Annotated in this window: 15 protein-coding genes; 7 read left to right on the top strand and 8 right to left on the bottom strand. The window is 61.3% G+C overall.

Going from position 1 to position 14,922, the window contains the following annotated elements:
- The first annotated feature begins 383 nt into the window (after window positions 1–383).
- From FHS83_RS00005 to FHS83_RS00020, 4 genes are all read left to right on the top strand, one after another.
- Window positions 384–623 carry a GIY-YIG nuclease family protein gene (locus FHS83_RS00005; RefSeq protein ID WP_167085145.1) on the top strand — a complete coding sequence of 80 codons (240 nt, stop codon included), beginning with the start codon at window positions 384–386 and terminating at the stop codon, window positions 621–623.
- A 69-nt stretch (window positions 624–692) separates the two neighbouring features.
- Window positions 693–1,145 (top strand): endonuclease domain-containing protein, encoded by a 453-nt coding sequence (locus FHS83_RS00010; RefSeq protein WP_167079627.1) that lies wholly within the window; start codon window positions 693–695, stop codon window positions 1,143–1,145.
- 104 nt (window positions 1,146–1,249) lie between these two features.
- Complete coding sequence (locus tag FHS83_RS00015) at window positions 1,250–2,743, top strand: GMC oxidoreductase (protein ID WP_167079629.1); 1,494 nt, start codon at window positions 1,250–1,252, stop codon at window positions 2,741–2,743.
- Window positions 2,740–3,102, top strand: a complete 363-nt coding sequence (locus FHS83_RS00020; protein ID WP_167079631.1) for a hypothetical protein — start codon at window positions 2,740–2,742, stop codon at window positions 3,100–3,102. The genes FHS83_RS00015 and FHS83_RS00020 overlap by 4 nt, the downstream gene beginning before the upstream one ends.
- Here the strand turns inward: FHS83_RS00020 and FHS83_RS00025 are convergent, their stop codons facing one another.
- Entirely contained in the window at window positions 3,103–4,869 is a 1,767-nt protein-coding gene (locus FHS83_RS00025; RefSeq protein ID WP_167079633.1) for an aminodeoxychorismate synthase component I, read from the bottom strand.
- A gap of 151 nt (window positions 4,870–5,020) precedes the next feature.
- Between FHS83_RS00025 and FHS83_RS00030 the strand changes: the two genes are divergently transcribed.
- The 3 genes from FHS83_RS00030 (at window position 5,021) to FHS83_RS00040 (ending at window position 6,598) form a co-directional block, all read left to right on the top strand.
- On the top strand, window positions 5,021–5,455 hold the full coding sequence (locus tag FHS83_RS00030; RefSeq protein WP_167079635.1) for an Hsp20 family protein: 435 nt from the start codon (window positions 5,021–5,023) through the stop codon (window positions 5,453–5,455).
- Window positions 5,452–5,703 carry a DUF1150 family protein gene (locus FHS83_RS00035; protein WP_167079637.1) on the top strand — a complete coding sequence of 84 codons (252 nt, stop codon included), beginning with the start codon at window positions 5,452–5,454 and terminating at the stop codon, window positions 5,701–5,703. Before FHS83_RS00030 ends, FHS83_RS00035 begins: the two co-directional genes overlap by 4 nt.
- A gap of 142 nt (window positions 5,704–5,845) precedes the next feature.
- Window positions 5,846–6,598 (top strand): acyl-[acyl-carrier-protein] thioesterase, encoded by a 753-nt coding sequence (locus tag FHS83_RS00040; protein WP_167079639.1) that lies wholly within the window; start codon window positions 5,846–5,848, stop codon window positions 6,596–6,598.
- A 3-nt stretch (window positions 6,599–6,601) separates the two neighbouring features.
- Here FHS83_RS00040 and FHS83_RS00045 read toward each other — a convergent pair whose 3' ends face one another.
- The 7 genes from FHS83_RS00045 to FHS83_RS00075 form a co-directional block, all read right to left on the bottom strand.
- The gene (locus FHS83_RS00045; protein WP_167079641.1) at window positions 6,602–9,385 is read right to left on the bottom strand and encodes a UPF0182 family protein; all 2,784 of its coding nucleotides are present in this window, start codon (window positions 9,383–9,385) and stop codon (window positions 6,602–6,604) included.
- Window positions 9,386–9,488: 103 nt separating this feature from the next.
- Window positions 9,489–9,965: a PTS IIA-like nitrogen regulatory protein PtsN gene (ptsN, locus tag FHS83_RS00050; RefSeq protein WP_167079643.1), complete on the bottom strand. Its 477-nt coding sequence runs from the start codon at window positions 9,963–9,965 to the stop codon at window positions 9,489–9,491.
- Between the two features lie 188 nt (window positions 9,966–10,153).
- Complete coding sequence (gene rpoN, locus FHS83_RS00055) at window positions 10,154–11,680, bottom strand: RNA polymerase factor sigma-54 (protein WP_167079645.1); 1,527 nt, start codon at window positions 11,678–11,680, stop codon at window positions 10,154–10,156.
- Between the two features lie 55 nt (window positions 11,681–11,735).
- Window positions 11,736–12,515, bottom strand: a complete 780-nt coding sequence (gene lptB, locus FHS83_RS00060) for an LPS export ABC transporter ATP-binding protein (protein ID WP_167079647.1) — start codon at window positions 12,513–12,515, stop codon at window positions 11,736–11,738.
- 40 nt (window positions 12,516–12,555) lie between these two features.
- On the bottom strand, window positions 12,556–13,068 hold the full coding sequence (gene lptA / locus FHS83_RS00065; RefSeq protein ID WP_167079649.1) for a lipopolysaccharide transport periplasmic protein LptA: 513 nt from the start codon (window positions 13,066–13,068) through the stop codon (window positions 12,556–12,558).
- Window positions 13,065–13,826, bottom strand: a complete 762-nt coding sequence (lptC, locus tag FHS83_RS00070; protein WP_167079651.1) for an LPS export ABC transporter periplasmic protein LptC — start codon at window positions 13,824–13,826, stop codon at window positions 13,065–13,067. Before lptC ends, lptA begins: the two co-directional genes overlap by 4 nt.
- The gene (locus FHS83_RS00075; RefSeq protein WP_167079653.1) at window positions 13,823–14,821 is read right to left on the bottom strand and encodes a KpsF/GutQ family sugar-phosphate isomerase; all 999 of its coding nucleotides are present in this window, start codon (window positions 14,819–14,821) and stop codon (window positions 13,823–13,825) included. The genes lptC and FHS83_RS00075 overlap by 4 nt, the downstream gene beginning before the upstream one ends.
- Window positions 14,822–14,922: the final 101 nt, after the last annotated feature.

The following is a 14,922-nucleotide window of genomic DNA, read 5'->3' on the forward strand; positions in this document are numbered from 1 at the left end:
GATAGCACGCAGGCGGGCCTCCTCGGACCGCGCAGCTTCGGCTCGGCAAGCCAGTCTTTCTTATCGATTTTCTCTTTCACGGCTACGCTGCGCAGCGGCGGAGGATGCCGCGCCGAAGTGCGATAGCACGCAGGCGGGCCTCCTCGGACCGCGCAGCTTCGGCTCGGCAAGCCAGTCTTTCTTATCGATTTTCTCTTTCACGGCTACGCTGCGCAGCAGCGGAGGATGCCGCGCCGAAGTGCGATAGCACGCAGGCGGGCCTCCTCGGACCGCGCAGCTTCGGCTCGGCAAGCCAGTCTCCTCCCCTCGAACAATAGTTCCATCTCGATTCGCCCTCCGTTACGGAATACACTCGCATGGCGAGAGTTTTGGGTGTTGGGGCGATGAAATACGTTTACATCCTCGCTAGCCAGAGCGCAGAAGAGCATTTCTATGTCGGACTTACCGGCGATCTGCGTGCTCGCCTAGCGAAGCACAACGCAGGTGAAGTGCCGCACACCTCGAAATATCGTCCTTGGCACATCAAGACCTATATTGGCTTCAGCGATCCAGGCCGCGCCGCTGCTTTCGAGCAGTATTTGAAATCGGGATCTGGCAGAGCATTCGCCAAGATGCACCTCTAGGCGAAGCTCCTCTGGGTTCTTCCCCATTTTCCGCTATGGTTCTCTTGGAATCTTCGGGGCGACGCCTCCTTGTTCACACGCAACAAACCTTTGCAGCGCCGAAAGCCCTTGGGGCCGGGCAAGAAGAGTCTGGCGCGGTCGGGCTGGCGCAAGAAGCCCAACGGCACCTCCACCAACCGCGACAGCGAGCTTGAGGAAGACGTTGCCGAAGACGATACCGACGCGCGGGCCCATCGCGCGCTCTGGGCCTTGCTACGCGAGAACGGTATCAACGGCTTCATCTTCCGCGAGCATGAGCGGATCGGGCCTTATGTCGTGAACTTCTATTGTCCCGCCGCCAAGCTGGCCGTCGATATCCGCCTCGCCGGAGACAGCGACGCAGCGCGCACTGCCTGGCTCACCACGCAAGGGATACGTCTTACTCCGCTCAAGGCGCGCGAGGTGCTGGCTGATTCGAAAGCCGCGCTCGATCGCCTCGCCGAGAGCTTTACCCTGCGGGTCATTTCGCGTGAAGAGCCCTGATCCCACGGCGATTTGTGTTTGCGACGTGATACAAATTACATCTTGGAGAAGACTTGCGCCGCCTCGCCCGCTACATTCCGACGCGGATTTGAAAGGCGCATATTTTGGGGTCCTTCATTGATGCCCGCACCGTTCCATCGGGCACCGTTCTAGAAACCGATCTTTGCATCATCGGCGGCGGACCGTCGGGGATTTGCCTCGCGCTCGCCTTGGCAAAGACCAATCTTCATGTCGTGCTTTTGGAAAGCGGCGGCATGGAATTCGACGCCAAGACGCAGGCGCTCTATCAGGGCGACACCTCCGGCGCACCCTATCTCACGCTGGAAGCCTCGCGCTTGCGCTTTCTCGGCGGCAGCTCGAATCATTGGGGTGGCTGGTGCCGCCCGCTCGATGCCATCGATTTCGAAAAGCGCGATTGGCTGGCTCACTCCGGCTGGCCCATCACCAAGGCCGATGTCGACCGTTATTTCGTCAAGGCCCATTCGCTCTGCGAGGCGGGCACGCTGCTCTACGATCGCGCAGCGGATTTCACCCAGGACCCGATCCTGAAACTTGCCGAAGGCGGGGTGCGGACGCGGTTTTTCCAATTCTCCAAAATGCGCGACAGCGTCTTCCCCACCCATTTCGGAGAGCGCTATGCCCCAGATCTGAAAAAGGTGGCGAAGCTTTCGGTGTATCTGAACGCCAATGTCACGCGGCTGGGGTTGGACAAGAGCGGCGCGAAGATTGCCGAGATCGATGTCGCGACGCTGACGGGCAAGCATTTCAAGGTGAAGCCGCGTGCGGCTGTGCTCGCCACCGGCGCTATCGAATCGGCGCGGCTCTTGCTCGCCTCCAACGATGTCCGTCCGTCGGGCGTGGGCAACAGCACCGATATGGTGGGGCGGTTCTTTGCCGATCACCCTACCCCGCGCGACACGGCAACTCTGGTGGTGTTCGACGGCAAGCTCTCGCCCTATTACGGCGCCATCCAGACCATCAAGGGCGCCATCGTCCGCGGTGGCTTCTTTCCGAGCGAAGCCTATCGGCGAAAGCACAAGGTGATGGCCTCCTCCGCCACGGTGGAGAGCAAGGCCGAGCTCGATGCGCTGGGCAAAGCGGCGGTCGCCGAAACGGCGCGGGCGCTCGGCGTGGATGCCTCCGACGCGGTGGCCTATTCGCTCGGCTGCGGCATGGAGGTGACGCCGGATCCCGATCGCCGCCTGACACTTGAAGCGGCGCGCGATGCGCTCGGCCTGCCCAAGATCAAGCTGACGATGAAAATTGCCGACGAAGATTTCGAACAGTATCGCGCGACGCTTGCCGAACTCGGGCGACAGCTTCTGGCGGCGCGTACCGGCATGATCCGCCTGAACCTTTCGAGCCGTTCGGAGTGGCTCGCCAATCTCGATTGGGGCAACCACCATATGGGCACGACGCGGATGAGCGCCAATCCCAAGACCGGCGTGGTGGATGCCAATCTGAAAGTGCATGACGTCGCCAATCTCTATGTCGCGGGAAGTTCTGTTTTCCCGACCTATGGCGCGGCGAACCCCACCATCAATTTGCTGGCGCTGGTGCTACGGCTGGCCGATCACCTGAAAGGCGCCCTGGCATGAGCCTTTCGCGGCGAAACGTGGTGCTGGCGATCGCCGGGATGGGCGGGCTGACCGGCGCGGTACTCAGCGGGCGCGCGCTGCTGCGCAAGCGCTATGCCCCGACGCCCTATGACGATCTTCTGGCGCTGACGAAGGACCGCGATGCCGCCGCGCAAATCGGCGAAACGGTGCTGGCACATATCGAGCCCTTTGAGCCAGAAGATGCGGCGGCGGCGTTGCGGTCGCATATGCGAGGACGTGCACTGGCGGAGGTCGCAGTGGAGGACGCCAAGGCCGCGGAGGTGGTAGAAGCCGGCGGCTGGGTGCTGCCCAAATCCGTAGCGGTGATCTGCGCGCTGGCAGCCAAGGCGGCAGGGTAATTACAAACTCGCCCTTATCAGCCCCCGCAACGAATTGCCGAGATAGAACCCGCCTTCGAGGTCTTCGGGGGTGAGCAACGCCTCACGCGCGCGGTCGGTGTCGAGCAGTTCTTCGCGCAAGATGCCCGGCAGGCAGCCGGAGGATAGCGGCGGGGTGAGCAGCACACCGTCGCGCTCGACGAAGATGTTGGTGCGGCTCGCCTCCACCACCTCGCCTTTCTCATTGAGGAAGATCACCTCATCAAAGGGCGGACATTGGGCGGAAAATGCGCTTTCGTAATGGGCACGCCAATTGGTTTTGTGGCGGGCAAGCAAGTCGGTGCTTTGCAGACGCGTCGGAGAGATGGTGCAGCGCCAATGCTCTTTGGCGGGGCCGAGGCGTCCCGTGGTGCAGCCGATCTCGCCGGCTTCGTCGAGTGTCAGGCGCAAGCGATGGGCCACCGCATCCTGCTCCGGCAGCGCGAGCGCATAGGTCGCCTCATCGAGCACGTCTTGGGCGCGCGAAGGATCAAAAGAAAGCCCCAGCGCCGCCGCCGAACGGGCCATGCGGGCAAAATGGCGCTCCAGCCGCACAAAGCCCTCCGCTTTCGACCAGCGCAATGTCTCGATCAATTCAAGCGGCTTTCGGCCTTGCGTGAAATAGCGCGCCTTGAGCAGCGCTTCGGCATATTCGTCCTCGCCCCGCGAATCCTGCACTACCCCGCCACCGATACCGAGTTCGCCGCGCCCGCCTGAAATCGTCATTGTACGGATGGCAACATTGAAGCGGGCCGAACCATCCGGGGCGAAATAGCCGATGGCACCGCAATAGACGCCGCGCGAGCTTTCCTCCAATTCGGCCAAAACTTCCTGGGCGCGGATTTTCGGCGCGCCCGTGATCGAGCCGCAAGGAAACAGCGCCTTCACGACCTCGGCGGCGCCCTGTTCCGGTTTCAGCTTGGCGGTGATGGTGGAGACCATCTGATGCAAGGTGGGATAGGTCTCCACCGCAAAAAGGCTCGGCACCGAAACACTGCCAGTCTCGGCGATGCGGCCAAGATCGTTGCGCAAAAGATCGACGATCATCAGATTTTCGGCGCGGTCCTTGGGGCTTTGGGCCAGGGCCTCTTGGGCGCGCGCATCTGCCGCCGGATCGGCACCTCGCCCGGCGGTGCCCTTCATCGGCTTGGCAGTGAGAACGCCATCGGCGGAAAGATCGAAGAACAGCTCCGGCGAGAGGCTGAGGATGTGACGCTCTCCATCCTCGACATAGGCGCCGTAGCGGGCGCCTGCGGCCTGCCGAAGCCCGGCATAGAGCGCCAAAGGATCACCCTGGAAGGCAAAGCGGGACCGGAAGCTGAGATTGGCCTGATAGATGTCCCCCGCCGCGATATAGGCCTTCACACGGTCAAAGCGGGCCCGGTAGGCGGTTTCATCCCATTCGGGCGTCAGTGGCCCCGCATAGGCCCGGCCCTGCTGCCAGGCGATCAGCGCCCCGCTGGCAGCCTCGCCAGAGAGGACCTCCGGGGCATCAAAGACCCCGAACCAGGCGAGCGGGCCACGGCGACCGTCGGGCAAGCGCGCCAAAAGCTTGGGCTCGAGCACATAGCCCAGCTCATAGGAAAAATATCCCGCAACATAATTTCCCGCCGCGCGCGCCGCTTCGAGTGCCAAAAGCAGCGGCGCGACCTCTTCCGACCGATCCGCCCGGAGTACGGCTTTGGGCGCAATAAAGCTGCGCAGCGAGCATTCCGTAACGTCATCAAGAAGCAGGACAGGCCTTGTCATGGGATAAACTGCACCAAGCGGTAAGCAACGGCGCATCCATATCTTGAACCGGAGGGATTTCCTCCCACATTCTGTATCAAGCGGTGCCGATTTCCGGGCCGCTCCTGCCGGCGAAAGCCGGACCCCAAAGCCGCTTAAGGAGGGCTTTGATATGAACCGGACCGTGATTTTTAACAGCCCGTTCCTTTTGGGCTTCGAGCGCCTCGAACAATTGCTCGAACGCACCGCCAAAAGTGGCGATGGCTATCCCCCTTACAACATTGAACAAGCAGGCGAGGACAAGCTGCGCATTACCCTGGCGGTAGCCGGGTTCTCGCGCGAGGATCTGCAAGTGACGGTGGAAGACCGCCAGCTCCTCATCCGCGGCAAGCAATCAGAAGGGGAAGACCGCAATTTCCTGCATCGCGGGATTGCGGCACGTCAATTTCAGCGGGCCTTCGTGCTCGCCGAGGGGATCGAAGTGACCGCTGCCAGTCTGGAACACGGACTTTTGAGCATCGACCTCGAACGCCCCAAGAGCAACACAATCGTTCGTACCATAGAGATCCAGGCGGGGCGCCCGGCACTGAGGAGGTCCGAGCCATGACAGAGGTTGAATTCGAACCGCTCGACACTGTTGAAGATGATGTGGAGCGGGTTGCGTACATCAAACCGACCGGCAGCGCGGAAGCGCATCGGCTCGGCCTCATTCCCCCCGGCATCGAACTTCCGCCGGACAGTAAGATTTTCGTCTTGCATGCCGCCGATGGCAGCGTCCTCGGCGTCACCGACAATTACGATACGGCCTATGGCGCGGCGGTGCAGAACCAGTTCACACCGGTCTCGCTGCACTGAACACTGCGCTGCGTTTTGCGCCGCTTAAGAATGAGAACCGGGACGCGAAAGCGCCCCGGTTTTTCTTTGCGCTGATCGGCGCCCTTGCCTGCCCCAAGTGATGGGTCCAAGTAGGGTGACGGCTTGCGGGATGAGAGCGGCAATGGATAGCGCGATCTGGGTTCAGCACTACGACGTCAACACCATGGTGCTCGACCATCACAAGCGGCTGTCCTTGGTCGGCCTTCTCAACATGCTGCAGGACACAGCCTGGATTCACGCCAAACATCGCGGCTGGGGGTTTGAAGACCTCATCGCCAAGGGCACGATCTGGGTGCTGGCGCGTCAGAAGCTGGTGATGCAGGCATGGCCGATGTGGGAAGACCGCATCACCCTGCATACCTGGGGGCGGGCTGGCGGCAGTGTGATGGCGCTGCGCGAATTCGAGATCTTTTCCGGCGACAAGAAGATTGGGGAATCCACCACAAGCTGGCTGGTGCTGGACTACGAAACGCGCAAGCCGCAAAAGCTTGACCGGGTTTCGTTCAATCTGATGTGCCGCGAGGAAGGCAACCTTGCCATCGCTGCCGAACGCCTGACGCCGCGCAGCGATCTTGTGCTGGCAGCCGAGTTCGATGTCCGCCACAGCGATCTCGACGTCAACGGCCATGTCAACAACACGCGCTATGCCGCCTGGCTGACCGATACGATGTCGAGCGGTGATCTCGCCGGTTTCGATATCACAGAATACGACGTGAACTTCCTGGCCGAGACCAGCCTCGGCGATCGCATTCTCATCGAAAGCGAAGACGGCGCGCGCGGCGAAGACGGATGCATCACCCGCGCCTATCAGGGCCGCAAGGCGGGCGCCGACAAACCCGCCTTCGTGCAGCGCGTGGTCTTGCGGCCGCGCTGAGCCCTACTTCTTCCCCGCGTTCATCTCCTCGAGCAGCGGCTTCATAGCGTTGAGTTCGGCGCCGAAGCCGGCCCAATCGCCAGCCTTCAGCTTGGCGAGCGCCTTGTTGTAGTGGTCGAGCGCGGCGCGCGCGGCGTCGGAGGCCGGGCCCTTGCCTTGCGCGGCGTCTTTCAACGCGGGCAGCGGGTTTTGCGCGCCTGCTGCTGCGGCTGCGGCGTCCGCGGCAGCCCCATTCGGCGCGGGGAAGAGCGTAGCAAGAACCTTGGCCAAGCTCTCATCCATCACCACCTTGCCATTATAGACCGCGATGACACGCTTCAACTCGGGCAACTGGCCGGAGGCGGCGCGCAAGTAGAGCGGCATCACATAAAGCAAGGAATCATCGATCGGCACGACCAGAAGATTGCCGTGGATGACGCGCGAACCCATCTGGTTCCACAGCGAAATCTGCTGGCTCACCTCGGTGTTCTGGCTGATCAGCGCATTGATCTGAAAGGGGCCGTAGACGAGCTTGTCTTTCGGGAAGGTGTACACCACCAGCTTACCGTAGCTTGGCCCATCGCAGCGCGCGGCAAGCCACGCGATCATGTTATCGCGCTGGTTCGGCGCCATCGGCAGCATCAGCACGAACTCGGTCTCTTTCTCCCCCGGCAGGCGCATGTTGAGGTAATACGGCGCCATACGGCCTTCGGCATCCCCCTCGTCGCTCGCAGGGCGCTTGGGGAATTGCCACAAATCCTCGCGGTTATAGAACACCTCCGGCGTCTGCATGTGATAGGCGCGGTACATGTCGGCCTGGACGGTGAAGAAGTCCTCCGGGTAGCGCACATGCTGGCGAAGATCGGCGGGCATCGCCGCGATCGGCCGGAACAGACCCGGATAGATGCGCGCATAGGTTTTGATAAGAGGATCGCCGGCATCGGCGATGTAGAAATCCACCGTGCCGTTATAGGCATCCACCACCACCTTCACCGAATTGCGGATGTAATTGGCGGTGCCATCCTCCATGCGCTTGGAATAGGGGAAGGCGCTGGAGACGGTATAGGCGTCCTGAATCCAGAAGAGCTTGCCATCCGAGACGACGATATAGGGGTCTTTGTCCAGACGGAGGAAAGGCGCGATCTTCTTGACGCGGGAGGCGATGTTGCGATGGAAGACGATGCGGCTTTCCGGCGTCACATAAGACGACAAGAGGATGTTGATATCGCCGAAATACCAGGAATAGAGCGCGCGGTTGGCAAGCCCGCCAATCTTCACACCATCCTTGCCGGTATAGGCCGCGTAAACGTTCTGATCGCCCTTGGGGTAATCGAATTCCGGGGTCGAGCTTTTGACGATGACATAGCTTTCCAGCTCTTCGCCGAAATAGATGCGCGGCTCGGTGATTTTGGGACCGCCATTGGAGATCGGCGGAATATCCTGCACATAAAGCGCGGGCAGCCCCCCTTCGGTCGCCTTGGTGACGGGCGACATCGCCACACCGTTGCCGTGCGTGAAGATCACATGGAGATTGAGCCAGGTCTGCACGTTCGACGGCAACAAATCCGATTTCAGCTCGCGCGCCGAGGTCATCACCTGCTGATAGCGCCCATCCAGCCAATAGCGGTCTACGTCGGCGTCGTGGAATTTGTAATAGGTGCGGATTTCCTGGAGCTGGCCGTAGCTCGACAGCAAGGGCTTGTAGTCCCACAGCCGGATATTATCGATGGTGGCGCTGTTGTTCTTGAGCGAGGCATAGCTCAGCGCGTCATCGCCCTCGAAAGGCTTCACCTCGATGCGGTTGAGGTCATAGGCCTCGCGCGTCATGGCGATGTTGCGCGCAATATAGGGCGCTTCAAGCTGCAACTGGCTCGGTTTGACCACGAAACGCTCGAACACCCCGGCGGCCAGCGGCGCGATGACGATGGAGAAAACCACAAGGCCGAAACAGGCGAAGAGCGGCAGCTTCAGGCTCTGGCCGCGGACATTGGCAAAACACACCAGCGCGGCAACCAGCGACAGGCAAGCCATGATCCAGAAGAGCGGCATCTGCAGATGGACATCGGTGTAGCTCGCCCCCACCACGACACCGTTATCGCCATAGACAAGACCAAAGCGCTGCAGCCAGAAATCGGCCGCCTTCGCGACGAGATAGAGCCCAGCGATCACCGAGATATGCGCCGCGGCGGCGGGCGCCACATAGCGGCGCTGCTGATCCACGATGATAGCGCCATGCACCCAATAGAGCGCGGCGGCAAAAATGCCCGATACGACCAGAATGAACAGCAGCCAATCCTTCAGCGCCTCATAGACCGGCAGGCTGAACAGGAAGAAACCGATATCCAAACCGAACAGGGGATCCTTCTCGCCATAAGGAACCTGATGGAGATAGCGCAGCACCAGATCCCAGACGCCAAAGGACGATAACGCTATCAGAAAGCCGAGCCCCGCCCCGGCCACAATGACCGCCGGTCCCCAAGGAAAATTGCGATAAAGCTGTTCCAGCGCGGCGGGCGGATTCAGCCCTTCAATGCTGTTCCAGGGTGAAGCGACGGGGCGCAGCATACGGCGCGGGCCCGCGCGGCGCTGGGCGAGAATACCATTGACGATGAGAAGCGCGGCGCTGACCGCAAATACCGCCGTAAAGAGCGCGATCCGGGCCAAAACCCGCGTCCAGAACACCTCCGCAAGGCCAAGAGAGGAGAACCAGCTCCAATCCACCAGGAAGCCAGCCAGAACGCGGAACCCCACCAGAAGGGCGATGGCCGCACCGATAATGATAAGAAGAAAACGATTGTTGGCGCTCACGATCCTGCCCAAGCGGATACACGCAGCAAGGGATACACCCCGCCCCACGCCCCTACAAGGCGCCGACCGTTCAAGCTTTGTTGTACGGAGGAATCAGGAACCGCTAAGCAGCGGCGGAGGCGCTGCCGTTATTCTGCGGCTCGGTCAGAATGGCGTAGAGCGCCTCTGCCGTGGTCGCCTTGCGCAGCTTCTCACAGACCGCCTGATTGCGCAGAAGCCGCGAGACGCGCGCCAGTGCCTTCAGATGATCCGCACCTGCGCCTTCGGGCGCGAGCAGCATGAAAACGAGATCGACCGGCTGATTATCCACCGCCTCGTATTCGAGCGCGTTATCGAGCTTGGCAAAGAGGCCCGTGATCTTGGAGATATCGTCGAGACGGCCATGCGGGATGGCGATGCCCTGCCCCACACCGGTGGTGCCAAGACGCTCGCGCTCGACCAAGGTCTCGAGGATGCGGATCGACGGCACGCGCGTGAGGAAAGACGCCTTATCAGCGAGATGTTGCAAAAGATGCTTCTTGTCCTTGAACTTCAAAGAAGGAAGCACGCCCTCTGGACTGAGCAGATCGGAGATTTGCATGACGGTCCTACGGTAACCTTCTCTGACCTAGAGAACACTCAACACCGAACGCGCTACCCGGACGCTTGTTGCCAAACTGTCTTGCGGCTTAACCCGCTTTAATCCGTAAAAGCCCGTATTGGACGGGTCTTCTTTCGAAGGGCGCGGACCCATTAGTCCGGGCCATTTTCAAAGTCAACGTCCCCCTTTCAGTGCGGGGCTAAATCGCGGTTTTCCGGGGATTTCAGGCGGCGGCGTTCGACCGAGGACGGGATACGCATCGATTCGCGATACTTGGCCACGGTACGGCGGGCGATATTCACACCATCGGCGGTCAGAAGCGCGACGATGCGGTCATCAGAGAGAATTTCACGCGGCTCCTCGCGTTCGATCATCTCGCGGATACGGTCGCGTACAGCTTCGGCCGAGTGCGATTCAGAGCCATCCATCGATTGAATTGCGGCGGTGAAGAAGTATTTCAGCTCGAAAAGCCCGCGCGGCGTGGAGATGTATTTGTTCGATGTGACGCGGCTCACCGTCGATTCATGCATGCCGATGGCATCGGCGATGGTCCTGAGATTGAGCGGCCGCAAGTGCCGCACGCCATAGGTCAAGAAACCATCCTGCTGGCGCACGATCTCGCTCGCCACCTTCAAAATGGTGCGGGCGCGCTGATCGAGGCTTTTGACCAGCCAATTGGCGTTGTTGAGGCATTCCGTGAGAAAGGTCTTGGCATCCTTGTCGCGCGCCTTGACCGAGACATTCGCATAATAGCGCGCATTCACGAGCAGACGCGGCAAGGTATCGCTGTTCAGTTCCACCATCCAGCCGCCATCAGGCCCCTCTCGCACCATCACATCAGGCACCACGGGCTGCACCGGCTCGGTCGCGAACATCATCCCCGGTTTGGGGCAGAGGGCGCGGATTTCGGCCAGCATATCGGAGATGTCAGCGCTATCGACGCCGCAAATCTGGGCCAGCCCCGCCATATCGCGCCGCGCGACAAGATCAAGATGGGCGACCATCGCCTCCATGGCCGGATCGAAACGGTCTTTTTCCTTGAGCTGCAGGGCGAGGCATTCGGCGAGATCGCGCGCCGCCACCCCGATAGGGTCGAAGCCTTGCAGGACCTTCAAGGTCGCTTCGACGGTGGTGATATCCGCCCCGAGGCGCTCGGCCACTTCAGCCAGATCGCCCCGCATATAGCCCGCCTCGTCCACTGCATCGATCAAAGAGACGCAGATGAGCCGCTTCTCAGGATCGAGCGCGGCAATCGCAAGCTGATCGAGCAGATGATCCTTGAGCGTGCCGCCATCGGCGACGGTGGCTTCCAGAAGGTCCTCGTCGCCTTCATAGCGCGAGCCGGATTTGACGGTGGACCAATCGGTGAGAGGTTCATTGGGCGCTGCACTGACGGCGCCACGCTCCTCACCGTCGGAATAGCGGTCCTCACCAGTGGCATCCATATCGGCGCATTTGGAGAAATCCTCGCGCGAGAGCTCGCGGTCGAGAGCTTCCGCAGGGCCCGCCTCGGCTTGGGGCGGAGCCTCGGCCTCGCCAGCGACGGGGGCGGGATTGTCGTCACGTTCGAGAAGCGGGTTCTTCTCCAGCTCCTGCTCGCAGAATTCGGCCAGCTCCACATTCGACAACTGCAGCAGCTTGATCGCCTGCTGCAATTGCGGGGTCATGACCAGGCTTTGGCCTTGGCGAATTTCGAGGCGTTGGGAGATCGCCATCAGCGTGTCTCCCCTGCCCGCGCGCGGGCGTTACGCAACGAATGCCAGCGGCCAATCATAGCGAGAACTTTTCACCCAAATACACACGCCGAACATCACGGTCGGCCACGATATCGTCGGGCGTGCCTTCCCTCAGCACAACACCATCATGCAGGATGTAGGCGCGGTCGATGATGTCGAGCGCGTCGCGCACATTGTGATCGGTGATGAGTACGCCGACGCCGCGATCCTTCAGATGCTTCACCAGGGCGCGGATTTCGCCCACGGCAATGGGATCGATGCCGGCGAGCGGCTCGTCGAGCAGGATGTAAGAGGGATGGGTCGCCAAAGCGCGCGCGATTTCCACGCGACGGCGCTCGCCGCCCGACAAAGCGATGGAGGGCGTATTGCGCACATGGGTGACGCCGAATTCGGCGAGCAGTTCTTCCACCGCCGCTTCCAGCGCACCCGGATCGGGCTCCACCAGCTCGGCGGTGGCGCGGATATTCTGCTCAGCGGTGAGACCGCGGAAGATGGAAGCTTCCTGCGGCAGATAGCCAATGCCCATGCGGGCGCGGCGATACATCGGCAGACGGGTGACGTCGTAACCGTCCACCTCGATCGTGCCTGCATCGACCGGAATGAGGCCGGTGATCATGTAGAAGCAGGTCGTCTTACCTGCGCCGTTCGGCCCGAGAAGACCAACGACCTCGCCACGCTTCACCGACAAACTCACGGAGCGCACCACGGGACGCTTGTTGTAGGCTTTGGCGAGACGGGTCGCGACCAAACCCTTGCCGCCGTCCACCACGCGGGGGCGGTTCACTTCGGGATCCAGGGTCTCGGTCGGTTCCATGCGAGAACTGTGCCTACCTATGCTTAAGGAACATTGAAGTTCAGGGTTTTTGTGTGTCACTTGGCTCGCTGGAGGGCGAAAACAAGGCCTGCACTCTGCCGCCCTTGCCCTCGCCGCCGTCAAGCGTCGCGAGACCCGTAATCAAATTCACCACCAACTGGCGGCCACGCATGACATTCTTGTCCTTCGTGAGCACGACGTTGCCCGTTAAGGTAATGATACGCGGGTTGACGTCGTAAACCCCGTTATCCCCGGTCGCGATACCGGACGGCGCGTCAATCACCACCTTGCCCTGGGCGTTGATCCGGCTCGGCTTATCGTTGACGAACTGCGCCCGCATGGTGTTCGCGCGAAGCGCCACCTCGCCCTGATGCACGACGACATTCCCGGTATAAAGGCCGGTCTTAGCGTTGGCATCCGCGGTGAAATTATCCGCCGAGATATCGATCGGCGCGTTGGGATTGAGCATACCCTTGCCGAAGCTGGCCTGCTGCGCAACGCCCGCCCCTGTCAGGGCAGCCAAAGCGAAACCCGCGATAAGATAGCCCCTCATTTCTTGCTCGCCTTCTGCGGAATAAGCGTCATATGGACGTGCCCGCTGAGTTTGACTTCTTTCTTTATCCGGTCGGCGTGGAAACGATCGGCGCGGAACCGCCCGAGAGGACCATGCCCCTCCACCGGCGTATCGCTCTCGATCACGTTCTGATGGATATAGGCCGTCGCGGCCGTGGTATGGAGCTGATAGCCATTGTCAGTGAAAATCGAAATCCCGCCATCAAGCTTCAGGATGCCCGCCTCGCCATCGATCCAGCCATGGGCGGCGGTGGCGTTGACCCAGCTCTGGTTCTCGAACTGCATATCGGCATCGATCTGCTTCAAGCTGGCGCGCTTCTTGTTCTTGTCGGTGGGATCCTGCACCAGCTCGGCGAAGGTGATCTTATAGGGATTGCCCTTATCATCGACGCCGGTGAAGCTCGATTTGGTCATGGTCAGGTCGCGCGCGAGATTGCCGCGCTGCTGCACGCCGATGGTGCGATCCTTCTGGCGCGGCATCACCGAATAGGCGACCACAGAGGCGAGCAGCACCACCGCCGCGATCGGCAAAATGCCTTTCATGACGCTGACAAAACGCGAATAGCGCAAGGCGTCCATCGCCTTCAGACGCTGGCCCTGAGCCCAATCGCGCGCAGGCGCGATGCGCGGCAGCACCGGCGGCAAGACCGTCTTGGGCTTCTTCTCCGCCTCAACCTCGCCGGAAGGTCCGGGCAAAGGCTGTGCGACAGCCGACTTCACCTCGTCTCTGCGGGTCATCGCAGACCTGCGCGCAGACAATCATGGATATGCAGCAAGCCGACGGGCTTGGCGGCCACGGGCTTGCCCTCGAGTACGAACAGCTGGGTGATTTTCTTCTCGTTCATCAGGGCAAGCGCTTCGGCAGCGAGCTGATCAACGCGCACCACCTTGGGCGAGCGGGTCATCACATCCCCGGCTTTGGCGTCTTTCAGATTCTCGTCAAAGCGGCGGCGCAAATCGCCATCGGTGATGATCCCGACCAGCGCGCCGGATGCATCTACGACCCCGACACAGCCGAAATTACGCTTCTCCATCACCGAGATGGCTTGGCGCAGCGGCGCATCAAGGCGCGCCAGCGGCAGCTCGTCGGCGCTATGCATGAGATCGCCGACCTTGGTCAGCGCCCGCCCCAAAGAGCCACCGGGATGCAGATTACGATAGGCTTCGGTCGAAAACCCGCGCCGTTCCATCAAGGCAATGGCGAGGGCATCGCCCATCACCAGCATCATGGTGGTGGAGGTGGTCGGTGCGAGGCCATGCGGGCAGGATTCGCGCACATGCGGCAGCACCAGCGCCACATCGGACGCCTTGAGCAAGGTCGATTCGGGATTCCAGGCCATGCCAATCAAGGGAATCCCGAAACGCTTAGCGTAGACGATGAAATCGGAAAGCTCGGAGGTTTCCCCGCTCCAGGACAGGATCACCAGCACGTCCTGCAGCGTGATCTCGCCAAGATCGCCATGGCTCGCCTCGGAAGGATGGACGAAATGCGCGGGCGTACCCGTGGAGGCCATGGTAGCGGCGATTTTACGGGCAATATGGCCGGATTTGCCGATACCGGAGACGATCACCCGCCCTTTCACACCGACAAGGACATCCACAGCGCGGCTGAAGGCCGGGCCAAGCGCATCACCAAGCAGGCTGACAGCCTCCCCCGCCGACGCGATGACTCGCCGGGCAACCGAAAGGTCCCCGGACTGTTCAGGCGGGCTGCTGGTAGGCACAGAACGCATCAAACACCCAAGAAAGAAGGTCGAAAACTGGCCCCTGCCCTGACAGGATGGCACCCATCAGAGCCAGAAAGCCGCGAGCGGGCCACCGAAAAGCAGCCGCC

It is taken from the genome of Rhizomicrobium palustre, from assembly GCF_011761565.1.
Taxonomy (GTDB): domain Bacteria; phylum Pseudomonadota; class Alphaproteobacteria; order Micropepsales; family Micropepsaceae; genus Rhizomicrobium; species Rhizomicrobium palustre.